The 22,944-nt window shown below is 66.3% G+C and carries 19 protein-coding genes and 3 pseudogenes; 17 read left to right on the forward strand and 5 right to left on the reverse strand.

Annotated elements, in window-relative coordinates; all coding sequences use genetic code 11:
- Positions 1-54 precede the first annotated feature (54 nt).
- The gene (gene pntB / locus ABDC78_RS00925; RefSeq protein WP_178359042.1) at positions 55-1,494 is read right to left on the reverse strand and encodes a Re/Si-specific NAD(P)(+) transhydrogenase subunit beta; all 1,440 of its coding nucleotides are present in this window, start codon (positions 1,492-1,494) and stop codon (positions 55-57) included.
- Positions 1,495-1,497: 3 nt separating this feature from the next.
- Positions 1,498-3,030, reverse strand: coding sequence for a Re/Si-specific NAD(P)(+) transhydrogenase subunit alpha (locus tag ABDC78_RS00930; protein WP_178359043.1), 1,533 nt, complete (start codon positions 3,028-3,030; stop codon positions 1,498-1,500).
- 236 nt (positions 3,031-3,266) lie between these two features.
- On the opposite strand from ABDC78_RS00930, the gene ABDC78_RS00935 reads away from it, so the two are divergent.
- The 6 genes and pseudogenes from ABDC78_RS00935 to ABDC78_RS00960 form a co-directional block, all read left to right on the forward strand.
- Positions 3,267-4,355 (forward strand): NAD(P)-dependent alcohol dehydrogenase, encoded by a 1,089-nt coding sequence (locus tag ABDC78_RS00935; protein ID WP_178359044.1) that lies wholly within the window; start codon positions 3,267-3,269, stop codon positions 4,353-4,355.
- A 90-nt stretch (positions 4,356-4,445) separates the two neighbouring features.
- Positions 4,446-5,315 carry an ABC transporter permease gene (locus ABDC78_RS00940; RefSeq protein WP_178359045.1) on the forward strand — a complete coding sequence of 290 codons (870 nt, stop codon included), beginning with the start codon at positions 4,446-4,448 and terminating at the stop codon, positions 5,313-5,315.
- Positions 5,312-6,340 carry a glycine betaine ABC transporter substrate-binding protein gene (locus ABDC78_RS00945; protein ID WP_178359046.1) on the forward strand — a complete coding sequence of 343 codons (1,029 nt, stop codon included), beginning with the start codon at positions 5,312-5,314 and terminating at the stop codon, positions 6,338-6,340. Before ABDC78_RS00940 ends, ABDC78_RS00945 begins: the two co-directional genes overlap by 4 nt.
- Positions 6,297-6,863: pseudogene (locus tag ABDC78_RS00950) on the forward strand (ATP-binding cassette domain-containing protein); the annotation flags it as partial. The gene ABDC78_RS00945 and the pseudogene ABDC78_RS00950, both read left to right, overlap by 44 nt.
- A gap of 105 nt (positions 6,864-6,968) precedes the next feature.
- Positions 6,969-7,958: an IS481 family transposase gene (locus tag ABDC78_RS00955; RefSeq protein ID WP_347133287.1), complete on the forward strand. Its 990-nt coding sequence runs from the start codon at positions 6,969-6,971 to the stop codon at positions 7,956-7,958.
- Positions 7,955-8,230 (forward strand): annotated as a pseudogene (locus ABDC78_RS00960) (ABC transporter ATP-binding protein); the annotation flags it as partial. The gene ABDC78_RS00955 and the pseudogene ABDC78_RS00960, both read left to right, overlap by 4 nt.
- Before the next feature lie 845 nt (positions 8,231-9,075).
- Here ABDC78_RS00960 and ABDC78_RS00965 read toward each other — a convergent pair.
- Positions 9,076-10,038 (reverse strand): hypothetical protein, encoded by a 963-nt coding sequence (locus ABDC78_RS00965; protein ID WP_306172928.1) that lies wholly within the window; start codon positions 10,036-10,038, stop codon positions 9,076-9,078.
- A 96-nt stretch (positions 10,039-10,134) separates the two neighbouring features.
- On the opposite strand from ABDC78_RS00965, the gene ABDC78_RS00970 reads away from it, so the two are divergent.
- Positions 10,135-10,533 carry a hypothetical protein gene (locus ABDC78_RS00970; protein WP_178359809.1) on the forward strand — a complete coding sequence of 133 codons (399 nt, stop codon included), beginning with the start codon at positions 10,135-10,137 and terminating at the stop codon, positions 10,531-10,533.
- On the opposite strand, the pseudogene ABDC78_RS00975 reads toward ABDC78_RS00970, so the two are convergent.
- Positions 10,518-10,634: pseudogene (locus tag ABDC78_RS00975) on the reverse strand (CAP domain-containing protein); the annotation flags it as partial. The gene ABDC78_RS00970 and the pseudogene ABDC78_RS00975 sit on opposite strands and share 16 nt — an antisense overlap.
- A gap of 145 nt (positions 10,635-10,779) precedes the next feature.
- On the opposite strand from ABDC78_RS00975, the gene ABDC78_RS00980 reads away from it, so the two are divergent.
- Together ABDC78_RS00980 and ABDC78_RS00985 are read left to right on the forward strand one after the other, a co-directional pair.
- Entirely contained in the window at positions 10,780-11,427 is a 648-nt protein-coding gene (locus ABDC78_RS00980; RefSeq protein WP_178359808.1) for a TetR/AcrR family transcriptional regulator, read from the forward strand.
- 55 nt (positions 11,428-11,482) lie between these two features.
- Positions 11,483-11,923 (forward strand): SRPBCC family protein, encoded by a 441-nt coding sequence (locus tag ABDC78_RS00985; protein ID WP_178359807.1) that lies wholly within the window; start codon positions 11,483-11,485, stop codon positions 11,921-11,923.
- Here ABDC78_RS00985 and ABDC78_RS00990 read toward each other — a convergent pair.
- Entirely contained in the window at positions 11,920-12,621 is a 702-nt protein-coding gene (locus ABDC78_RS00990) for a GntR family transcriptional regulator (RefSeq protein WP_178359806.1), read from the reverse strand. The two genes, ABDC78_RS00985 and ABDC78_RS00990, sit on opposite strands and share 4 nt — an antisense overlap.
- Positions 12,622-12,761: 140 nt before the next feature.
- Here ABDC78_RS00990 and fadD5 point away from each other — a divergent pair, with 140 nt between their 5' ends.
- The 8 genes from fadD5 to ABDC78_RS01030 all read left to right on the forward strand — a co-directional run bounded on the left by fadD5 (position 12,762) and on the right by ABDC78_RS01030 (position 22,944).
- Complete coding sequence (gene fadD5 / locus ABDC78_RS00995; protein ID WP_178359805.1) at positions 12,762-14,444, forward strand: fatty-acid--CoA ligase FadD5; 1,683 nt, start codon at positions 12,762-12,764, stop codon at positions 14,442-14,444.
- Positions 14,445-14,651: 207 nt separating this feature from the next.
- On the forward strand, positions 14,652-15,443 hold the full coding sequence (locus ABDC78_RS01000) for an ABC transporter permease (protein WP_178359816.1): 792 nt from the start codon (positions 14,652-14,654) through the stop codon (positions 15,441-15,443).
- A gap of 1 nt (position 15,444) precedes the next feature.
- A complete protein-coding gene (locus tag ABDC78_RS01005; RefSeq protein WP_178359804.1) occupies positions 15,445-16,314 on the forward strand; it encodes an ABC transporter permease in 870 nt (289 codons plus the stop codon).
- 4 nt (positions 16,315-16,318) lie between these two features.
- Entirely contained in the window at positions 16,319-17,536 is a 1,218-nt protein-coding gene (locus ABDC78_RS01010) for an MCE family protein (RefSeq protein WP_178359803.1), read from the forward strand.
- Complete coding sequence (locus tag ABDC78_RS01015) at positions 17,533-18,564, forward strand: virulence factor Mce family protein (protein ID WP_178359802.1); 1,032 nt, start codon at positions 17,533-17,535, stop codon at positions 18,562-18,564. The genes ABDC78_RS01010 and ABDC78_RS01015 overlap by 4 nt, the downstream gene beginning before the upstream one ends.
- On the forward strand, positions 18,561-20,144 hold the full coding sequence (locus ABDC78_RS01020) for a virulence factor Mce family protein (protein WP_178359801.1): 1,584 nt from the start codon (positions 18,561-18,563) through the stop codon (positions 20,142-20,144). The genes ABDC78_RS01015 and ABDC78_RS01020 overlap by 4 nt, the downstream gene beginning before the upstream one ends.
- Positions 20,145-20,158: 14 nt before the next feature.
- Entirely contained in the window at positions 20,159-21,796 is a 1,638-nt protein-coding gene (locus ABDC78_RS01025) for a virulence factor Mce family protein (protein ID WP_178359800.1), read from the forward strand.
- A 14-nt stretch (positions 21,797-21,810) separates the two neighbouring features.
- Complete coding sequence (locus tag ABDC78_RS01030; RefSeq protein ID WP_178359815.1) at positions 21,811-22,944, forward strand: virulence factor Mce family protein; 1,134 nt, start codon at positions 21,811-21,813, stop codon at positions 22,942-22,944.

Here is a 22,944-nt window from a genome sequence, read left to right on the forward strand (position 1 = left end):
ATGCCCGTCACGATATGACACGCGTAAAAAACTGCCCTCTCCGGGCACAGTCGGCTATACGTGCTCGCCGACCGAGAGCGCCGCGTTGATCGCGTCGACGCGGTCCTTGGCGTCGCCGAACAGCATCTGGGTGTTCTCCCGGAAGAACAGCGGGTTCTGCACGCCGGCGTAGCCCGAGGCCATGGACCGTTTGAACACGATGACGTTCTCGGCGTTCCACACCGTCAGCACCGGCATGCCGGCGATCGGGCTCGACGGGTCTTCGGAGGCCGCCGGGTTGACGGTGTCGTTGGCGCCGATCACCAGCACGACGGACGTGCCGTCGAAGTCGTCGTTGATCTCGTCCATCTCGAGGACGATGTCGTAGGGCACCTTGGCCTCGGCGAGCAGCACGTTCATGTGGCCGGGCAGGCGTCCGGCGACGGGATGGATTCCGAATCGGACGTCGACGCCGCGTTCACGCAGTTTGCGGGTCAGGTCGGCCACGCCGTACTGAGCTTGGGCGACGGCCATCCCGTAGCCCGGGGTGATGATCACCGAACTGGCCGAGCTGAGCAGCTCAGCGACACCGTCGGCGTTGATCTCGCGGTGCTCGCCGTAATCCTTGTCCTCGGCCGGGCCCGCTTCGATTCCGAAGCCGCCGGCGATGACCGAGATGAAGGATCGGTTCATCGCCTTGCACATGATGTAGGACAGGTAGGCACCGGAGGAGCCGACCAGCGCGCCGGTGATGATCAGCAGGTCGTTGCCCAGCAGGAAGCCCGAAGCCGCTGCGGCCCAGCCGGAATAGCTGTTGAGCATCGACACCACGACCGGCATGTCGCCGCCGCCGATCGAGGCCACCAGATGCCAGCCGAGCAGCAGCGCCAGCACGGTGACCACGATGAGCAGCCACAGCGTCGGGTTGATGACGAACCAGACCGTGAGCGCGAAGAAGACCACCAGCGCGCCGACGTTGAGCATGTTCTTGCCGGGCAGCATCATCGGCGCCGAGTTGATCCGGGCGGAGAGCTTGAGGTTGGCGACGATGGATCCGGTGAAGGTCACCGCACCGATGAAGACGCCGATGAAGACCTCGGCCGAGTGGATGCCGAGCATGCCCTCCCGGGCGAGTTGTAGGGCCTCGGCGCCGGCGGGATCGGCCTCGACGTGCAGGTAGCCGTTCCAGCCGACCAGCACGGCGGCCAGTCCCACGAACGAGTGCAGCAGCGCGATCAACTCGGGCATGCCCGTCATCTCGACGATCTTCGCCCGCCACAGCCCGATCACCGCTCCGATGACCATGGCGACGATCAGCAGCGCCAGACCGAGGGGTTCGATGTCGCGGGCCAGCGCCAGCGCAATGGTCGCGATCAGCGCGACGGCCATCCCGGCGATACCGAAACTACTACCGGCCTTGGATGTTTCGTGCTTGGACAGCCCGGCAAGCGCCAGGATGAACAGCAGGGCCGCGACGACGTAGGCCGCGGTGGCGGTGTTTTCCAGCGTAAGCATGGGTCAGCTCCTCGAGAACATGGACAACATGCGGCGCGTCACCGCGAAGCCGCCGAAGACGTTGATGCTGGCGAGCAGGATCGCCACGAAGGCGATCCCGGTGATGATGTTGTTGCCGTGCCCGATCTGCAGCAGGGCGCCGACGACGATGATCCCGGAGATCGCGTTGGTCACCGACATCAGCGGAGTGTGCAGCGCGTGATGGACGTTGCCGATCACGTAGTAGCCGATGACGATCGCCAGCGCGAAGACCATCAGGTGGAACTGCAGTGCCGCCGGTGAGAGCGCGATCAGGGCGAACAGTGCCGCCGCGACGGCGAAGGTCACTCCCAGGCGGCGCCCGGTCGACATCGGCTTCTTGGCCGGTTTCGCCTCAACGGGCTCAGCGGCCTTCGCAGCGGGCGCGGCTGACACCTGCACCGGGGGCGGCGGCCAGGTGAGCGCACCGTCGCGCACCACGGTCACCGAGCGCTGCACCACGTCGTCGAAATCGAGGGTGAGCTGCCCGTCTTTCTCCGGAGTCAGCAGCTTCAGCAGGTTGACCAGGTTGGTGCCGTAGAGCTGCGATGCCGTGGCGGGCAGTCGGCCGGCCAGGTCGGTGTAGCCGATGATCGTCACTCCGTTGTCGGTGACGACGGCCTGGTCCTTGACGGTGCCCTCGACGTTGCCGCCGTTGGCCGCCGCCATGTCGACGATGACGCTGCCGGACTTCATCGAGGCCACCATGTCGGCGGTGATGATCCGCGGCGCTGGCCTTCCGGGGATCAGCGCAGTCGTGACGATGATGTCGACGTCCTTGGCCTGCTCGGCGTACAGCGCCGCTTCGCGGACCTTGTAGTCGTCGCCCATCTCCTTGGCGTAGCCGGTCGCCGACACCTCGGCCGCTTCCGGATCGACGTAGAGGTACTCCCCGCCGAGCGATTTGACCTGATCGGCGACCTCGGGCCGGGGGTCGGTGGCACGCACGATGGCGCCCATGCTGCCGGCCGCGCCGATCGCGGCGAGTCCGGCGACACCCGCGCCGACGACGAGCACCTTGGCCGGCGGTACCTTGCCGGCCGCGGTGACCTGTCCGGTGAAGAACCTGCCGAACCGGTGGGCCGCCTCGACCACCGCGCGGTAACCGGCGATGTTGGCCATCGACGACAGCACGTCCATCGACTGCGCCCGCGAGATACGCGGAACCGCATCCATCGCCAACACGGTGATCGGCCGCGAGGACAGCTCCTCGACGAGTTCGGGCTTCAACGCCGGCGAGATCAGGCCGATCACGGTCGCGCCGTCACGCAGAGCGAGGATCTCCGAGCTGTTCGGAGCGTTGACCTTGAACACCACGTCCGCAGACCAGACCTGCTCAGCTGCTCCGATGCCCGCGCCGGCCTCGGTGAACGCGTCGTCGGTGAACGTCGATGCGGCTCCCGCGCCGGACTCCACCACCACGTCGTAGCCGAGCTTGATGAGTTGCCCCACCGTCTGTGGGGTGGCGGCAACGCGCGTTTCACCAGGCAGGGACTCTTTCGGTATCCCGATGATCATCGATGTCGATCCGATCTAGGCTTCGCTCACGGTGCAGTCGGACGCGCGGAGGCGCTCCGACACAGCTCGTCATTGGACGGGTGGAATACGTCAGTGTAAGAGTTCGCCGGACTCGCGGTAACGCCTGGAGGGCGCAAGCCCCACTGGACGTGACGGATGGACGCTGACGTGTAAACCGTCGGGCCCGCTTGGAAATGCCAGTTGACGGGCGTCAAGCGAAGGCTACGGTAACGCGCATGCCCGTCACCACCGCCGCGCTGTCCTATGCGCACCAGGGTCCGTTTGTCCTCGCCGACGTCGAGGTGGACGACCCGGCGCCGGGCGAGATTCTCGTGCGGATCGAGGCATCCGGCATCTGCCATACCGATCTGGTGAATCGTGTTGCGGGAAAATCGGATCGGCCGGTGCTGCTGGGACACGAGGGTGCGGGTGTCGTCGAAACGGTCGGTCCCGAGGTCACCTCGGTTCGACCCGGCGATCGCGTGGTGCTCACGTTCCGGCACTGCGGCGCCTGTCCGAACTGCGAGGCAGGGCGGCCCGCATACTGCCGGAAAGCCGCCCGGCTGAACAACTTCGGTGCCCGCGCTGACGGTTCCGCCCGAGTGACTGTGGCCGGGCGGGTGGTGCTCGACGGATTCTTCGGACAGTCCAGCCTGGCGGGCTATGCGCTGACCCACGCCGACAACACCGTTGTCGTGGACCCCGACACCGACCCGGTGATCGCCGCGCCGCTGGGATGTGGTTTCCAGACCGGCGCCGGTGCGGTGCTCAATGTTCTTCGCCCCCGGCCTGACAGCGCGCTCGTGGTCTTCGGCGCGGGTGCAGTCGGTTTGGCGGGAGTGTTGGCTGCACGTGCCGTCGATGTCGCGACGGTGATCGTGGTCGAGCCGTCAGCTGTGCGTCGGGCATTGGCCGAAAGCCTTGGTGTGAGTGCCGCGCTCGACCCCGCCGACGATCCCGTCGGCGCCATCCGCACACTCACCGGCGGGGGAGCGGATTGCGCATTGGACACCACCGGACGTCCGTCGGTGCTCGCCGACGCCGTCGCCGCGCTGGCGGTCGGTGGAGCCGCGGTGGCCGTGGGGCTCGGCACCGGCGTGCCCGACATCGACATCCGCGACCTCGTCATGCGAGGCAAGAGTGTGCACGGATGCCTCGAAGGTGACTCGATCCCAGCCACTTTCATTCCGTACCTGCTGGAGTTGCACGCCGGCGGCCGCTTCCCGATCGAGCGGCTCGTCACGGCGTTCCCGTACCGCGACGTCAATGCCACCCTCCAACAACAACACTCCGGTGAGGTGATCAAACCGGTGCTGACGTGGTGACGTGGTGACCTGGTGACGTGGTGGCGCGACTTTAACTCGGGCTGATCCAAGGCCTTCCGGCATCGTGACGTCTCCGTCAATGTCTTCCGGGTGTCCGTCTTTGTCGATATCGCACCCGACGACGCCGTCTCGTCGGCTCCGACCGGTATCCCACGCGTCACCCAGAGTCCCTGGCGTGGCCGTCTGACGCGTGCTGTGCTGCCGCTGCTCTCCGTCGTCGTGTTCGGCGGACTGTGGCAACTCGCGGCAGCCAGCGGGGTCTGGAATCAGACTTTCGTGCCTTACCCGGCGACGGTGTGGAACGCCTTCGTCGACGTCTCAACCACTCACGACGGGGTGCGCGGCTACGCGGGCTATCTGTTGTGGGAGCACCTCTACATGACCTTGCGCCGGGTGTTCGTCGGTGTGGTCATCGGCGTGGCGCTCGGAGTGCTGCTCGGGCTGGTCATGGGGTCCGTCAGCTGGGTTCGCAGCGTGCTCGAACCGTGGTTGACGTTCCTGCGCGCGCTGCCACCTCTGGCGTACTTCTTCCTGCTGGTCATCTGGCTGGGCATCGACGAGGCACCGAAGATCACGCTGCTCGCGCTGGCCGCACTACCCCCGGCGGCGGTGGCGACCACGGCTGCGGTGGTGGCTGCGCCGGTCGGATTGCAGGAAGCGGCAAGGGCTCTCGGCGCGTCACGCAGGGAGGTCATCCGCGACGTCGTGATCCCGTCGGCACTACCGGAGACGTTCACCGGTATCCGCCTCGCGGTGGGTATGGCCTATTCGTCGGTGGTGGCAGCCGAACTGTTCAACGGCATCCCCGGAATCGGCGGCCTGGTGAAGGACGCAAGCAACTACAACAACACCCCCGTCGTCCTGGTCGGCATCTTCGCCATCGGGTTCTCCGGGCTGGTCATCGACGCAGTACTTCGCGCCATCGAGCGGCGCGCAGCCCCCTGGAGAGGAAAGATATGAAGCTGAAAGCTCTTCTTGCCGCGTTTGCCGTGGCCACGTTGTCTCTGGCCGGTTGCGCCGTCGACAACTCGGGACAGCAGGCGGACAAGCCGACGATCCGGCTGGCCTACCAGACCTTCCCGAGTGGCGACCTGATCGTCAAGCACAACCGGTGGCTCGAAGATGCCCTGCCCGACTACAACATCAAGTGGACGAAGTTCGATTCGGGCGCCGATGTCAACACCGCGTTCATCGCCGGGGAGCTCGACTTCGGGGCTCTCGGATCCAGCCCGGTGGCCCGCGGTCTGTCTGCCCCGCTGAACATTCCGTACCAGGTGGCGTTCGTCCTGGACGTGGCCGGCGACAACGAGGCGCTCGTGGCGCGGGACGGTTCCGGCTTGGACACGGTCGACCAGCTGAGGGGCAAGCGCATCGGCACGCCGTTCGCGTCTACCGCGCACTACAGCGTGCTTGCTGCGCTGAGCCAGAACGGTCTGTCCGCCAACGACGTTCAGCTCGTCGATCTGCAGCCGCAAGCGATTCTCGCCGCATGGGAGCGCGGCGACATCGACGCGGCCTACACCTGGTTGCCTACGCTGGATCAGTTGCGGGAGTCGGGTACGGATCTGATCACCAGCCGTCAGCTGGCCCAGGACGGTAAGCCCACTCTCGATCTGGGTGTGGTGTCCAGCGAGTTCGCCGCGGCGAACCCGGAGGTCGTGGACATCTGGCGCCAGCAGGAAGCCCGCGCGTTGCGGCTCATCAACGATGACCCGGAGACTGCGGCCACGGCGATCTCCGCCGAGATCGGCCTGACGCCTGAGCAGGTCGCCGGACAGCTGAAGCAGGGCGTCTACCTGACTCCCGAGGAGGTGGCGTCACCGGAATGGCTGGGCAGCGACGGAAACCCGGGCAACATCGCGGTGAACCTGCAGAGCGCCTCGCAGTTCCTGGCCGACCAGCAGCAGATTCCGCAGGCGGCGCCGCTGCAGACCTTCCAGGATGCGATCTTTACGAAGGGCCTTCCCGGTGTCCTCGACCAGTGACGTCAAAGACGCTGTGTCACAGCGTAATAACGGAGGCATCCGCATCGAGTCGGTGTCGCACAGTTACGGGAGGGGACGCGACGAGGTCACCGCACTCGGACCGGTGGACCTGACCGTCGAGCCGGGCTCGTTCCTGGTGCTCGTCGGTGCGTCGGGTTGCGGCAAGAGCACGCTGCTCCGACTGCTCGCAGGGTTCGAAGAGCCGAGCGAGGGCTCGGTTCAGATCGCCGGCGGCCCGCCCACCCCGGGCGTCACCGCCGGGGTGGTGTTCCAGCAGCCGAGGCTGTTTCCGTGGCGCACTGTGGGAGGCAATGTCGACCTCGCGCTGAAGTACGCCGACGTTCCCAGGGAGAAGCGGGCCGAGCGTCGCGATCAGCTACTCGATCGGGTAGGCCTCTCGGGAACCGCGGACCGTCGCATCTGGGAGATCAGCGGCGGACAACAGCAACGGGTCGCGATCGCCCGGGCGCTGGCCGCCGAGACCCCGCTGTTCTTGCTCGACGAGCCGTTCGCTGCGCTAGATGTACCGACCACGGACGTTAGGGACGGCGTGGCGTGGTGACATGAAGAAGACCTCCGAGTGAAGTGCGAGCTGTCTAGGAACACACCACTCACTCTGGAGGTCTTCGTGGTCCACCGTAACGCCCCGCTGTCAGAAACCGGTCGCCTGCGCCTGGCTCGTTGCATTGTTGAGGACGGCTGGTCGCTGCGCCGAGCCGCCGAACGGTTCCAGGTCGCGGTCACCACCGCCCAGCGGTGGGCGCAGCGCTACCGCCAGGAGGGGCCGGCTGGGATGGCTGACCGCAGCTCACGGCCCCATCGCAGCCCCAATCAGACCCCGACGCGCACCGAACGCCGCATCATCAAAGTCCGGGTGCTGCGCCGGTGGGGCCCGGCCCGAATCGCCTATCTGCTGGGCCTCAACGTGTCCACGGTGCATCGGGTCTTACGCCGCTACCGAGTCGCGCGATTGCGATGGCTGGACCGCCCGACGGGGCGTGTCATCCGCCGAATGGAGTCCGCTGCTCCCGGCGATCTGGTGCATGTCGATGTCAAGAAACTCGGCAAGATCCCCGCCGGCGGCGGCTGGCGCAAACTGGGCCGCACGGCGGGCAACCGCAACTCCAACGCCGACAAGAGCAGCGGGGTCTTCAGCAAGTACCGCAACCCGGTGCGCGGCTATCACTTTCTGCACACCGCCCTTGATGCCCACTCCCGGCTGGCCTACTCGGAAATGCTGACAGATGAACGCAAAGAAACCGCCGCAGAGTTCTGGACCCGGGCCAACGCCTGGTTCCTAGAGAACGGCATCGCTGTGCGAAATGTGTTGACCGACAATGGCTCCTGCTACAGATCGCACGCGTTCCGTGATGCGCTCGGCGACATCAAGCATCGCAGGACCCGACCCTATCGACCGCAGACCAACGGCAAGGTGGAGCGATTTCACCGCACCCTTGCCGATGAATGGGCCTACGTGCGGCTCTACACCAGCGACGCCGAACGTTGCGCCGAGTTCCCGCTCTGGGTGCATCACTACAATCACCACCGCGGCCACACCTCACTCAAGGGTCAAGCACCCGCCAGCCGCTTACCTAACCTCTCAGGTCAGTACAGCTAGACGCGCTGACCCGTGAGCGGCTGCAGGAGGACGTCCGGCAGGTCAGCGCGGAGTCCGGCCGGACGACCGTCTTCGTCACCCACAGCGCCGACGAGGCGGCGTTCCTCGGATCGCGGATCGTGGTCCTGACGCGTCGTCCTGGCCAGGTCGCGCTGGATCTTCCTGTCGATCTGCCCCGCACCGGGGTGGATCCCGACGAGCTTCGGCGATCACCCGAGTACGGCGAGCTGCGGGCCGAGGTCGGCCGGGCGGTGAAGGCGGCCGCCGCGTAAAGATCGGCATAGTGATGCGACCTATTTCGCTATCTGGATAGTGCCGTAAGAATTGCGGCGCGAGGAAGTCTGCGCTTTCCCTAGCAAATTTGACGGGTTCTGATAGTAATTGTTCACGGCGGTCCCCGGGTGGGCGTCGACTGCGACGCGCAGCCAACCGATCAAAGGGAACGACCGTGCGGACATTCAATGCTGTCGGTCGAGTGGGAACGCTCGCGCTGGCGTTGGGTTGCTCCGCCGCGTTCAGCCTCACCCCTGCCGGCGCCGTGACAACGCCGGGCCACATGGCGTACGCCAGAGACGGCAAGGTCGTGACGCAGATCGGGACGGCACGGGCAACGGCCGCATACCCGGGCGCCGAAGCCATTGCGAGGGGATTGAACGCGTCCGCGACAGCGGCCGGGCGGAATGAGAATCCCCATGCCTCTGTGAACGGCGACGACAGCAATGGTGTCGCGTCAGGCAAGTACGCCTCTGTCGACATCAACGGGTCAGCCACAAAGGTTTCGGCATATGACAGCAGGGCCGACATCACCGGTGATCGCGCAATGATCACCGCTGTGGGTGTGTACGGGGAGGTCAGAATTGAGGGTGACGACAACTTCGTGCGGATGATGGGTGACGGCAACAGAGTGCTGATTGTCGGCTCTGGGAACGAGGTCCGACTATCTGGTGAGGCCAGTTCGGTCATCATCAGGGCAGATTCACAAACGGTATCCGCCCGGGATGGCGCGCGGATCTGTATCGGGACAGGTTGTCCGCCGTCGCTGCGGGTCGCGGCGTGGCTAGTTGGTTCGGATTCCGCTGTGGGGGTTGGTGGTTGGTCCGGGGGGCCGTTGTTCGGGTTATTCGGTGATGGGGTGGATGCTGCGGCGGATTGTGTGGGTGCGGCGTGCGATGGTGGCCGAGGCGGGTTGATCTTCGGCAATGGTGGTGATGGCGCCAATGGTGGGGTCGGTGGTGCGGCGGGGTTGTTCGGTAACGGCGGTGCCGGCGGCGGATCGACCGTCGACAACGGCGTCGGCGGTGCCGGGGGCCGTGGTGGTCTGCTCCTGGGTAACGGTGGGCGCGGCGGTGCAGCGTCCGGGGACAACGGCCGCGGCGGTGAGGGCGGAGATGCGGTGCTGGTCGGGCGTGGTGGTCGCGGCGGCGACGGTGGTTCGCTTACCGTCGATACCGGCTTCGGCGGGGACGGCGGCGCGGGCGGGTTGATATCTGGTCACGGTGGTGACGGCGGCACGGGCACAGGGGTTTTCACCGGCATCGGCGGTGACGGTGGTGATGCTCGCGGTGTCGGTCACGGCGGTCATGGTGGCGCCGGTGTCGGTACGGATGCGACCGAGGGTGTGGGTGTGGGCGGTTTCGGTGGTGATGCCGGGGCGGTCGGTGACGGTGGTGACGGCGGTTCCGGGTCGGGACCGTATGCCGGTGTGGGTGGTGATGGCGGTGACGGCGGCGATCTGGCCGGCGATGGCGGTGAAGGCGGGGACGCCGACGCTGATGAGGTGATCGGCGTCGCCGAGGGTGGCGACGGTGGGGATGCCGGTGAGGTGTTCGGTGACGGTGACGGCGGTGAGGGCGGTACCGGTGAGGCCGGCATCGTCGGTCGCGGTGGTGAGGGCGGTGATGGTGGCGCCCGCGACGGTGATGGTGGTGACGGCGGGTTCGGCAACACCGAGGGCGGTGACGGTGGCGACGCCGAGGACGGCGACGGCGGTGATGGTGGCGACACCGACTCCACCGGTTCTCCCGGTGACGGCGGCGACGGATCCGACGGCGACGGCAGCAACGGCACCAACAACCCACAAGACTGACCGAAGATCCTGATCTCGAAACGGCACCGATCCGGCATCGACATTCCCCGGCGGGTACGCCACGTGTCCTGATAGCCGCACGATGTCGGTATGAGCATGGTGGTGGAACGTGGGCTCGCGAGATGCCCGCGATGCGTATCGGTCGCGGACTACGTCTTCATCGAGACCTCGCCTGACCCGGCGGACCGAGGGCTGCGCTACGAGGTGCGGTGCCGCAAATGCGGTGAATGTTATAGCGAGGACAGCGGCCCGGACGCGGTGATGCCAGTCGCGTTGGAGGAGTCGCTGATTCAGTGGCCGCCGGACGTCGAACCGGTTCCGCCGCGGGACTGGCGCAACGAAGCGCGGGAGAAGTTGGCAGTGGCGGCCGAGCGCGGTAAGGCGGAGATCGACGTCCTGGGCAAGCAAGCGCAGAGCATCGTCGAACTCACCCGGACGTGGGTGCTGGAGCGCCGGTCAGCGCAGAGGGTGGATCACACCGGGGGATAGGCGGGTGGCGGATACACCCCGCGCAGAATCCAGGCGAACCAGTTGATGCCGTACTCCAACTCGTCGCTTGCGTCGTAATCGGGATTCGGGTCCACCGCAATACCTCCCAGTCACCGTCAACCGGTATGCCGGCTTTGGCAGGAGTCTAGACCGGTCGCGTCCGCGGGAACAGGACAACGGCCTACACTGCACCAACCAGTTAGTCGGCCCTCGAAGTGGTGCGGGCCCTGCTTATAGTGAGTCGCCATGTCTGAACCCGCCGCCACCAATGGGATGTCCCGCCGCGAAGAGCTGCTGGCCGTCGCCACCAAGCTGTTCGCCGCTCGCGGCTACCACGGCACCCGGATGGACGACGTCGCAGACGCGGTCGGCCTGAACAAGGCGACGGTGTATCACTACTACGCCAGCAAGTCGCTGATCCTCTACGACATCTACAAGGGCGCCGCCGACTTCACCGTCGACGCAGTGCACGACGATCCGTCGGCCTCGGCGCGGGAGATGATCTACCACTTCACCCGACGGCTGCTCGTCGGCATCGCGAGCAACATCGAACGCGCCGCCGTGTACTTCCAGGAGGGTCCGTACATCACGGAGTGGTTCACCGACGAGCAGGTGGCCTACATCCGGGAGAAGGAAACCCAGGTCTACGAACACGTCCGCGACGTGATCGACCGCGGTATCGCCAGCGGCGAGTTCTACGACTGCGATTCCCACGTCCTGGCTCTCGGATATATAGGTATGACGCTCGGTTCCTACCGGTGGCTGCGGCCGCACGGCAGGCGGACCGCGCAGGAGATCGCCGTGGAGTTCAGCACGGCACTGTTGCGCGGCCTGATCCGCGACGAATCCGTGCGCGACGCTTCACCGCTGGGCGTCGACATCGCCGCCACCTGACGGTCTCCTCGTCGGCGCGGACCGGCACCTGATTCTCAGTCGATATGCTCAGCCAATGCCGCTGGTGAGTAAGACGGTCGAGGTGTCAGCCCCCGCCGAATCGATCATGGCGATCGTCGCCGACTTCGAGAGCTATCCGCAGTGGAACGAGGAGATCAAGGGCTGCTGGATTCTGGCCCGCTACGACGACGGGCGGCCCAGCCAACTCCGCCTCGACGTGGTCGTGCAGGGGCAGGCGGGCACCTTCATCACCGCGGTCTACTACCCCGGCGAGAACCAGATCTTCACGGTCCTGCAGCAGGGCGACCACTTCGACAAACAAGAGCAGAAGTTCGCCGTGGTCCCGATGGGTCCCACGTCGCTGCTGACCGTGGACCTCGACGTGGAGACGAAGTTGCCGATCCCGCAGCCCATGGTCAAGAAGGCCATCGGCGACACGCTGGACTACTTGGCCGTCAACCTGAAGACCCGCGCAGAGCAGCTCGACGCGAACTAGCGCTCAGAGGCCGAGCCCCACAGACCGGCCTGATCCAGCCACGCGATCAGTCGAGTGGCGGCGTCGGTGAACTGGCCCCTGACCAGCGCGACGACGGTGTCGACATCCCGTCGGCGGAGGGCGTCGATCAACTCCACGTGGCTGGCCACCGCCGCGTTACCCCATGTCGGGTCGGTGGCAAAAACTTGCGAGGGCAGATAGCGCGCGGTGTGCAGGAGAAACCACGCCAGCTTGACCCGGCCGCTGGCCTGGTTGAACGTCCAGTGGAAGCCGAGCTCGGCGCGGGCGATCTCCTCGTGATTCTGACGGTCCACCGCGTCCGCGAGTCGGTCGTTGAAGCGGACGAGCTCGTCGATGTCCCCGTCGGCGATGCGGTGGGTGGCCGTCGCGGCCAGCTCCTGGGCGATGGTCGACTGCAGCCAGAAGATGTCTTCGATGTCGGTGCGGGTCAGCAGAACCACCCGGTGGCCGCGGTGCGGCTCGAGTTCGACCATGCCCTCGCCGCGCAGCGTGCGCAGCGCCTCACGCACCGGGGTGATGCTGACGCCCAGGCGGGCGGCGGTCTCGTCGAGACGGATGAACGTGTCCGGCCGCAGCGCGCCGGTCATGATCTCCGTCCGCAACCGGGAGGCCACTTCGTCAGAGAGTTGCTCACGCCGAACCGCGCCCGACGGTCGGGTACTGGCGAGCGCATTCATCGGGTGTACACGGTCCTTCCGGCTGGATGTGACGAGGCTGCCATAGAGGTTGTCTCGACGCCGCCGGGGCCATAGTGTGACCGAGGCAACACCATGTTTGATCAAATATCAGCCTCCCGCAACCCTCACGCGCGCAGCAGATGGAGTACGACACGTTGACCGATCCATCTGGCCCGTCGGGCCCGGTGACCGAACAGCCGTATCTGGCGCGCCGCCAGAATTGGACCAATCAGCTCGCGAGGCACGCGCTGATGCAGCCCGACAGCACCGCGTTGAGATTTCTCGGCCGGACCACGACCTGGCGAGAACTCGACCACCGGGTGACGGCGCTCGCGGGGGCGCTGCACCGCAGAGGTGTCGGGTTCGGCGACCGGGTTCTCATCCTGATGTTGAACCGCACCGAGTTCATCGAGTCTTTTCTGGCGGTCAACAAGCTCGGCGGGATCGCCGTGCCGGTCAACTTCCGGATGACGCCGTCGGAGATCGCCTACCTGGTGTCCGACTGTGCCGCCCGCGTCATCATCACCGAGTCGGTGCTCGCGAAGGTGGCGGTGGGAGTGCGCGACCTCGACGAGACCCTCGGCACGGTGATCGTCGCCGGCGGTGTCGACGACGATGCGGCCCTGGACTACGACGGGCTGCTGGCCGAAGGCGGTGAGACAGCGGCGCCGGTGGACATCCCCGATGATTCACCGGCGCTGATCATGTACACCTCGGGCACCACGGGCAGGCCCAAGGGCGCGGTGCTGACCCACAACAACCTCGCCGGGCAGGCGATGACGCACCTGTTCACCAACGGTGCCGACATCAACAACGACATCGGGTTCATCGGGGTGCCGCTGTTCCACATCGCCGGCATCGGCAACATCATCTTCGGACTGCTGCTCGGGCGGCCGACCGTGATCTACCCGCTGGGCGCGTTCGAACCCGGGGAAGTGCTCGACGTTCTCGAGGCCGAGCAGGTCACCGGCATCTTCCTGGTGCCGGCCCAGTGGCAGGCCGTCTGTGCCGCCCAGCGTGCGAATCCGCGCACCCTCAAGCTGCGGACCCTTTCGTGGGGCGCCGCGCCGGCGTCGGACACCCTGCTGAAAGAGATGTCGCATACCTTTCCGGGGGCGAAGATCCTGGCCGCCTTCGGTCAGACCGAGATGTCGCCGGTCACGTGCATGCTCCTGGGCGAGGACGCGCTGCGAAAGCTCGGCTCGGTGGGAAAGGTGATCCCCACGGTGTCGGCGCGCATCGTCGACGAAGACATGAACGACGTCCCCGTGGGGCAGGTCGGCGAGATCGTCTATCGCGCACCCACGCTGATGGCGGGCTACTGGAACAACCCGAAGGCCACCGCCGACGCGTTCGCCGGCGGCTGGTTCCACTCCGGCGACCTGGTGCGTCAGGACGACGAGGGATACATCTGGGTCGTCGACCGCAAGAAGGACATGATCATCTCCGGCGGCGAGAACATCTACTGCGCCGAGGTCGAGAACGCCCTGGCCGCTCACCCCGACATCGTCGAGGTCGCCGTGATCGGACGCGCACACCCCAAGTGGGGTGAGGTTCCCGTTGCTGTCGTCGTCCTTCGTAGTTCGCTGGAGACCTCGGCCGGAGCCGCGCCGGAGCCGCCGGAACTGGCTGAATTTCTCGCGGACAGGCTCGCGCGCTACAAGCACCCGAAGGCGGTCGAAGTCGTCGAGGCGCTCCCACGCAACCCTGCCGGCAAGGTTCTCAAGACGGAACTGAGGGAACGATTCGGCGACCGGGATTCCATTGACGCTCGCGAAAGTTCCACTCTGCCAACGGTTTCTGCTGGGGCACAACAAAATTAGGGTCGGGGGGGTTTGTTTGCTAACGGTTGCATGTTCAATCACGCCGATGCCGTACGCGGCGGCGACCCCATCGGGTACAGTCCTGTGGTCTGTCTTACTACCAACCGGTAGGGAGACGGTTCTCACAGTGACGAGACCCAGGCTGGAAGGGGGCGTGCGACAGGTGCTGCCGGTGCGCTACGACAGCCGCGGAGACGTCGCGGGGACATCGCTGTGACGGCGACCCAGTACGTCCGCGATCAAGTCAGGCCGGGACTCGAGGCGGTCGGCGGCTTCGTCAAGATGTGTGTGCTGACGGCCAAGGCGTTGTTCAAGCCGCCGTTCCAGTGGCGCGAGTTCATCCTCCAGGGCTGGTTCCTGATGCGGGTGGCGTTCCTGCCGACGGTGGCGGTGTCCATTCCCCTGACCGTCCTGCTGATCTTCACGCTGAACATCCTGCTGACCGAGTTCGGCGCGGCCGACATCTCCGGTGCCGGCGCGGCGCTGGCCGCGGTCACCCAGCTCGGTCCGCTGGTGACCGTGCTGGTGGTGGCCGGTGCAGGCTCGACGGCGATCTGCGCCGACCTGGGGGCGCGCACCATCCGCGAGGAGATCGACGCCCTCGAGGTGCTCGGCATCGACCCCATCCAGCGCCTCGTGGTCCCCCGGGTGCTCGCCTCGACCTTCGTCGCTCTGCTGCTCAACGGCGCGGTGATCACCATCGGCCTGGTCGGGGGCTTCATCTTCGGCGTCTATCTGCAGAACGTCTCCGCGGGTGCGTACGTCTCGACCCTCACCCTCGTCACCGGCCTGCCCGAAGTGCTGATCTCCGTCGTCAAATCCCTGACGTTCGGTCTGATCGCCGGCCTCGTCGGCTGCTACCGCGGACTGACCGTCGCCGGCGGCGCCAAAGGCGTGGGCACGGCGGTCAACGAGACGCTGGTGCTCTGCGTCATCGCACTCTTCGCGGTCAACGTCGTTCTGACCACCATCGGTGTCCGATTCGGAACGGGGAGCTGACGTGGCGAATACAGCGGTATTGCGTTCGCGGTTCCCCCGTGGGGTCGCGCGCGCCGAGCGACTGGTCGGTGCGCCGGGCCGCGGTCTGGACTCGGTCGGGCACGTCGCCTGGTTCGTCGTCACCGCGGTCGGATCGATCGGCCACGCGCTGCGCTACTACCGCAAGGAGACACTGCGGCTGATCGCCGAGATCGGCATGGGCACCGGAGCCATGGCCGTCATCGGCGGCACCGTCGCGATCGTCGGCTTCGTCACCCTCTCCGGTTCGTCGCTGGTCGCCATCCAGGGTTTCGCGTCGTTGGGCAACATCGGCGTCGAGGCCTTCACCGGTTTCTTCGCGGCGTTGATCAACGTGCGCATCGCCGCACCCGTCGTCGCGGGCCAGGCGCTGGCGGCCACCGTCGGCGCCGGCGCGACCGCTGAACTGGGCGCCATGCGGATCAGCGAGGAGATCGACGCCCTCGAGGTGATGGGCATCAAATCCATCTCCTACCTGGTGTCCACGCGCATCATGGCCGGCTTCGTCGTCATCATCCCGCTGTACGCGATGGCGATCATCATGTCCTTCCTGTCGGCGCAGGTGACCACGACGCTGTTCTACGGCCAGTCGATCGGCACCTACGAGCACTACTTCCGGACGTTCCTGCGAGCCGACGACGTGGCGTGGTCGTTTGTGCAGGCGATCGTCATCTCGGTGATCGTGATGCTCAACCACTGCTACTACGGCTTCTTCGCCAGCGGCGGCCCGGTCGGCGTCGGGGAGGCCGTCGGCCGGTCGATGCGGGCCTCGCTGGTCGCGATCGTGTGTGTGGTCCTGTTGGCCTCGTTGGCGCTCTACGGCGTCGACGCGAACTTCAACCTGACGGTGTAGCGCGATGACTGCTCCCGTGAACACGAAGCGTGAACCGCCCTACAAGATCGCCGGTCTGGTGCTCACGCTGGTGGTCCTTGTCGTGGTGACGCTGGTGTACTTCCAGTTCCGCGGTGACTTCCTGCCGCGAACTCAGCTCACCATGATCTCCGCGCGTTCGGGTCTGTCGATGGACCCCGGTTCCAAGGTGACCTACAACGGCGTCGAGATCGGCCGGGTGGGCCAGGTCGAACAGGTCACCGTCGGCGAGGAGCCCAGAGCCAAGATCATTCTCGAGGTGGATCCGAAATACTTGGATCTGATCCCGCAGAACGTGATCGCCGACATCAGCGCGACGACGGTGTTCGGCAACAAGTACGTGTCGTTCTCGTCGCCCGAAGATCCTGCGCCACAACGGATCACCACGTCCGACGTCATCGACGTCACCTCGGTGACCACCGAGTTCAACACGTTCTTCGAGACGGTCGTCGAGCTGTCCAGCCAGGTCGACCCGATCAAGCTGAACCAGACGCTGACGGCCACCGCTCAGGCACTCGACGGGCTGGGCGACAGGTTCGGTGAGTCGATCGTCGACGGCAACCGGATCCTCTCCGAGATCAACCCGCAGATGCCGCAGATCCGCCGGGACACCGAACTGCTCGCCGACCTCACCGAGGTGTACGCCGACGCCTCTCCGGACCTCTTCGACGGCCTGCAGAACGCGGTCACCACCGCCCGCACCCTCAACGAACAGCGCGGCGACGTCGACCAGGCGCTGATGGCGGCCGTCGGGTTCGGCAACACCGGCGGCGACATCTTCGAGCGCAGCGGCCCGTACCTGGTGCGTGGCGCCGAGGATCTGCTGCCGACCTCGGCGCTGCTCGACGAGTACAGCCCCGCGCTGTTCTGCACGATCCGCAACTACCACGACGTCGAGCCCAAGATCGCCGCGTCGCTGGGCGGAAACGGTTACTCGCTGCAGACCCACTCGGAGCTCCTGGGGCTGGGCACCGCCAACGCCTACGTCTACCCGGACAACCTGCCGCGGACCAACGCGACTGGCGGACCGGAAGGCCGCCCGGGCTGCTGGCAACCCGTCACGCGTGACCTGTGGCCGGCGCCATATCTGGTGATGGACACCGGCGCATCGATCGCCCCGTACAACCACATCGGACTCGGCTCGCCGCTGTTCACCGAATACGTCTGGGGCCGCCAAGTCGGGGAGCACACGATCAACCCATGAGAATCACCGGAACCGCCATCAAACTCGGCGCCTTCTCGCTGGTGCTGCTGTTGTTCACGGGCATCATCATCGTGGTGTTCGGCCAGATCCGCTTCGACCGCACCAACGGCTACACGGCGATCTTCTCCAATGCCAGCGGGCTGCGCGCCGGACAGTTCGTCCGCGCCTCCGGCGTGGAGGTCGGCAAGGTCTCGAACGTCTCTCTGATCGAGAACGGCTCCAAGGTGAAGGTCGACTTCGAGGTCGACCGGTCGCTGGAACTGTTCGAGGAGACCACCGCGTCGGTCCGGTACCTGAACCTCATCGGCGACCGGTACATGGAGCTCAAGCGAGGCGAGAGCAACACCAGACTCGCATCGGGCGGCACGATCCCGCTCGAGCGCACCGAACCCGCGCTCGACCTCGACGCGCTCATCGGCGGCTTCCGGCCGGTCTTCCAGGCGCTCGATCCGGACAAGGTCAACGGCATCGCGCAGTCGATCGTCACGGTGTTCCAGGGCCAGGGCGGCACGATCAGCGACATCCTCGACCAGACCGCCTCGCTCACATCGGCACTCGCCGACCGTGACCAGGCGATCGGCGAGGTGGTCAGGAACCTGAACACCGTGCTCGACACCACGGTCAGGAACCAGCAGCAGTTCGACGAGACGATCCAGAACTTCGAGGTGCTCATCACCGGGCTCAAGGATCGATCCGAACCCATCGCCACGTCGGTCGCCGACATCAGCGACGCCGCGGGCACCATCGCCGACCTGCTCGCCGACAACCGCCCGCTGCTGCAGCAGACGGTCAGCAAGCTCGAGGTGGTCCAGCAGCCGCTGGTCGACCAGAAGATGGAGCTCAACGATCTGCTGGTCAAACTGCCGACGGCGCTCAAGACCATCGGCCGCGCCGGTGGTGTCTACGGTGACTTCTTCAACTTCTACGCCTGCGACGTGTCTTTGAAGCTCAACGGATTGCAGCCTGGAGGACCGGTGCGCGAGGTCAAAGTGTGGAGCCAGCCCTCGGGTAGGTGCACACCTCAATGAGAGTCCTCGAAGGATCGAACCGGGTTCGCGGCGGGTTGATGGGCATCATCATCCTGGTCGTCGTCATCGGCGTGGGACAGAGCTTCGCCAGCGTGCCGATGCTGTTCGCCACCCCGACGTACTACGCCGAGTTCGCCGACACCGGCGGCATCAACGGCGGCGACAACGTCCGCATCGCCGGTGTCGACGTCGGCAAGGTGCGATCCCTGGACATCGACGGGGACAAGGTGCTCATCGGCTACTCGCTGGACGGCACCCAGATCGGAACGGCCAGCCGGGCGGCCGTGCGCACCGACACCATCCTCGGCCGACGCAACATCGAGATCGAGCCCCGCGGTTCGGAACCGTTGCGCGCCAACGGAGTACTGCCCCTCGGTCAGACGACCACGCCGTACCAGATCTACGACGCGTTCTTCGACGTCAGCAATTCCGCGGCCGGCTGGGACACCCAGACGGTCAAGGAGTCACTCAACGTCCTCTCCGAGACCATCGACCAGACCTATCCGAGTCTGAGCGCGGCCCTCGACGGGGTCGCCCGGTTCTCCGACACCATCGGCAAGCGCGACGACCAGATCACCACGCTGCTGGCCAACGCGAACAAGGTCGCCGGCGTCCTGGGCAACCGCAGCGAGCAGATCAACCAGTTGCTCGTCAACGCGCAGACCCTGCTGGCCGCGGTCAACGAGCGTAACTACGCGGTGAGCCAACTGCTCGAGCGGGTGGGCTCGTTCTCCGAACAGGTCAAGGGCTTCATCGACGACAACCCCAACCTGAACCGGGTTCTCAACCAGCTCAACGAGATCAGCGACGTCCTCGTCGAGCGCAAGTTCGATCTCGTCGACGTGCTCTCCACGCTGTCGAAGTTCACCGCCTCGCTCGGTGAAGCGATCGCCTCGGGTCCGTACTTCAAGGTGATGCTGGTCAACCTCGCGCCGTACTGGATCCTGCAGCCGTTCGTCGACGCCGCGTTCAAGAAGCGCGGCATCAATCCCGAGGAGTTCTGGCGCAACGCCGGTCTGCCCGCATTCCAGTTCCCGGATCCCAACGGCGAAGGATTCCCCAACGGGGCTCCGCCGCCGGCGCCGACTGCGCTGGAGGGCACTCCGGAGAATCCCGGCCCCGCGGTCGCCCCCGGCGAGCCGTGCTCCTACACCCCGCCCGCCGACGGCCTCCCCCGGCCCGGAGACCCGCTGCCGTGCGCGGATCTGTCGGTGGGGCCCTACGGTGACAATCCGTACGGACCGAACTACGCGGCGGACCCTCCGAACGTGGCCACGTCGGCACCGAATGTCCATGGCCCACAGCCCTCTCCGGGTGTGCCCGCCGCGGCGATCCCGGGACAGCTGTCACCGAACGTGCCCGGGGCGACCGTTCCGTTGCCGCCGGCCCCGCCCGGCGCACGCACCGTGCCGCTGTCGCCGCAGCCATCGGCGCCGGACTTCACGCCCGGTATCGCACCGTTGCCGCCCGCTCTCGTCGGACCGACGCCGCCACCGGGACCCGGTCCCGTCCCGGCGCCGGCAGGTCAACCGTTGCTGCCGGGCAATCCACCGTTCCTCCCACCGGGATCACAGGGCTAAGGGGGTCTGAGTAGATGTCGACGATCTTCAATGTCCGAAACCTCAAGGTTCCCGGCATTTCGCGGACGGCCTTGATCATCGGGACCGTGGTCTTGATCTTGGCGATCATCGCCGCGTTCTTCGGCTACAACATGTACAAGAGGCTCACCAACAACACCGTGGTGGCGTACTTCAGCCAGACGCTGGCGCTGTACCCGGGCGACAAGGTCCAGATCATGGGTGTGCGGGTCGGCACGATCGAGTCGATCGAGCCCGCCGGTGACCGGATGAAGGTGACCTTCAACTACCAGAACAAGTACAAGGTCCCGGCGGATGCGACCGCGTCCATCCTGAACCCGAGCCTGGTGGCGTCGCGCACGATCCAGTTGGCGCCGCCCTACACCGGCGGCCCGGTGATGGAGAACAACGCCGTCATCGACATGGACCGCACCCAGATCCCCGTCGAGTACGACGATCTGCGGGACTCGCTGAGCCGACTGCTCACCGATCTGGGGCCGACACCCGAGCAGCCGAAGGGTCCGTTCGGCGACATCATCGAGTCGGCCGCCGACGGTTTCGCGGGCAAGGGCGAACAGCTCAACACCACGTTGAACAGCCTGTCGGAGGCGCTGTTTGCGCTCAACGAGGGCCGCGGGGACTTCTTCAGCGTGGTCAAGAGCCTCGCGATGTTCGTCAACGCGCTGCACACCAGCGACCAGCAGTTCGTCGCGCTGAACAATGACCTGGCGCAGTTCACCAACGCGTTCACCGACACCGACCGCGAGGTCGCCACCGCACTGCAGGACCTCAACGAGTTGCTGAGCACGACAAGGGGTTTCATCGAGGAGAACGGCGGCGTCCTCTCCGAGGATGTCAACCAGCTCGCCGATGTCACCAACGCGATCCTGCAGCCCGAGCCGCGTGACGGCCTCGAGACCGGTCTGCACGTGTTCCCCAACCTCGGCGCGAACATCGTGAACATCTCCTCGCCGAATGCGGGCGGCATCGTCTCTATGCCCGTGATCTCCAACTTCGCCAACCCGATGGAGTTCATCTGCAGCTCCATTCAGGCGGGCAGCCGGTTGGGCTACCAGGAGTCAGCGGAGCTGTGCGCGCAGTATCTGGGCCCGATCCTGGACGCGATCAAGTTCAACTATCTGCCGTTCGGCGCCAACCAGCTCAGGACGGCGATGACGCTGCCCAAGCAGATCGCCTACTCCGAGCCGCGGCTGCAGCCGCCGCCCGGCTACAAGGACACCACCGTGCCCGGCATCTGGTCGCGGGACACCCTGTGGTCGCACGGCAATCACGAGCCGGGCTGGATCGTCGCTCCGGGCATGCAGGGGGTCGACGTGCAGCCGTTGACCGCCAACATGTTGACGCCGGAATCGCTGGCCGAGCTGATGGGCGGGCCCGACATCGTCCCGCCGCCGGCACCCCCGGCCTTCGGCACCACCCGCAACGGCAACCTTCCCGGTCCGCCGAACGCGTTCGACCAGAACAACCCGCTGCCCCCGCCGTGGTACCCGCAGCCGCCGCCACCACCCGGTCCGGCACCGGGCGTCCTCGCGGGTGATCCGCTCGGCGCGATCACACCAGCGGCGCCGCCGCCTGCAGGACCCGCTCCTGCAGCGCCGGCCGGTCCGCCGCTGCCGGCCGAGATGGGAGGCTGATCGTGGCCAAGAAGATGCAGATCGCGCAGCGGGCGGTCGCCCTCGGGGCGGCGGCACTGGTACTCACCTCCTGCGGGTCGTGGAAGGGCATCTCGAACGTGCCGCTGCCCGGCGGTCCCGGCACGGGCGCCGAGCGCACCACGATCTACGTCCAGATGCCGGACACGTTGGCGCTCAACGTCAACAGCCGGGTCCGGGTCGCCGACGTCTACGTCGGTCGGGTGCGCGCCATCGAGTTGAAGAACTGGGTGGCCACGATGACCGTCGATCTCGAGCCGTCGGTGAAGTTGCCGGTGAACACCCTGGCGATGATCGGGCAGACGAGCCTGTTGGGCTCCCAGCACGTCCAGCTCGACGCGCCGCCGGATCCGTCGCCGGAGATGCTGGAAACCGGTGACACGATCCCGCTGCAGAATTCGTCGGCGTTCCCGACCACCGAGCGGGTGCTGGCCAGCATCGCCTCCATCCTGACCGGCGGCGGCGTGGCGAATCTCGAGGTGATCCAGACCGAGATCAGCAATGTGCTCACCGGGCGCGGGGATGAGATCAGGGAGTTCCTGGGACGGCTGGACACGTTCACCGACGAACTGAACCAGCAGCGTGACGACCTCACGCGCGCCATCGATTCGACGGATCGGTTGTTGTCGGTGGTCGCCCAGCGCAACGACACCCTCGACGCGGTACTCACCGAGTTCCCGCCGCTGATCGAGCATTTCGCGGAGACCCGGGAACTGTTCGCCGATGCCGTCGTGGCCCTGGGCCGGATCAGCGGGGCCGCCGAGGATGCGCTCGCCCCGTCGAGTGACAACCTGAACACCAACCTGGCCAACCTGCAGCGCCCGCTGCGAGAGCTGGGCAAGGCCGGGCCGTACACCGTCCAGGCGCTCAAGCTGTTGCTCACCGCGCCGTTCAGCATCGAGAACGTGCCGAAGGTCGTCCGTGGTGACTACATCAACGTGTCGATCCTGGTCGACCTCACGCTGTCGGCGATCGACAACGGGTTCCTCTCCGGTACCGGCGTCTCGGGCATGCTCCGTGCGCTGGAACAGGCGTGGGGCCGCGACCCGAACACGATGATCCCCGATGTCCGGTATGTGCCGAACGCCCACTCGGTGCCGGGTGGTCCGCTTGTCGAAAGGGGTGAGTGA

Origin of the sequence: Mycobacterium sp. DL, from assembly GCF_039729195.1 — a bacterium.
In the GTDB taxonomy this organism is placed as follows: Bacteria; Actinomycetota; Actinomycetes; order Mycobacteriales; family Mycobacteriaceae; genus Mycobacterium; species Mycobacterium hippocampi_A.

Coding starts and splice junctions, on each gene's coding strand:
- ABDC78_RS01010 (WP_178359803.1), top strand. CDS start 16,319: ATGACTGCTCCCGTGAACACGAAGCGTGAACCGCCCTACAAGATCGCC.
- ABDC78_RS00930 (WP_178359043.1), bottom strand. CDS start 3,030: ATGATCATCGGGATACCGAAAGAGTCCCTGCCTGGTGAAACGCGCGTT.
- pntB (WP_178359042.1), bottom strand. CDS start 1,494: ATGCTTACGCTGGAAAACACCGCCACCGCGGCCTACGTCGTCGCGGCC.
- ABDC78_RS00990 (WP_178359806.1), bottom strand. CDS start 12,621: ATGAATGCGCTCGCCAGTACCCGACCGTCGGGCGCGGTTCGGCGTGAG.
- ABDC78_RS01020 (WP_178359801.1), top strand. CDS start 18,561: ATGAGAGTCCTCGAAGGATCGAACCGGGTTCGCGGCGGGTTGATGGGC.
- ABDC78_RS00985 (WP_178359807.1), top strand. CDS start 11,483: ATGCCGCTGGTGAGTAAGACGGTCGAGGTGTCAGCCCCCGCCGAATCG.
- ABDC78_RS00945 (WP_178359046.1), top strand. CDS start 5,312: ATGAAGCTGAAAGCTCTTCTTGCCGCGTTTGCCGTGGCCACGTTGTCT.
- ABDC78_RS00935 (WP_178359044.1), top strand. CDS start 3,267: ATGCCCGTCACCACCGCCGCGCTGTCCTATGCGCACCAGGGTCCGTTT.
- ABDC78_RS01025 (WP_178359800.1), top strand. CDS start 20,159: ATGTCGACGATCTTCAATGTCCGAAACCTCAAGGTTCCCGGCATTTCG.
- ABDC78_RS00970 (WP_178359809.1), top strand. CDS start 10,135: ATGAGCATGGTGGTGGAACGTGGGCTCGCGAGATGCCCGCGATGCGTA.
- fadD5 (WP_178359805.1), top strand. CDS start 12,762: ATGGAGTACGACACGTTGACCGATCCATCTGGCCCGTCGGGCCCGGTG.
- ABDC78_RS01030 (WP_178359815.1), top strand. CDS start 21,811: ATGCAGATCGCGCAGCGGGCGGTCGCCCTCGGGGCGGCGGCACTGGTA.
- ABDC78_RS01015 (WP_178359802.1), top strand. CDS start 17,533: ATGAGAATCACCGGAACCGCCATCAAACTCGGCGCCTTCTCGCTGGTG.
- ABDC78_RS00980 (WP_178359808.1), top strand. CDS start 10,780: ATGTCTGAACCCGCCGCCACCAATGGGATGTCCCGCCGCGAAGAGCTG.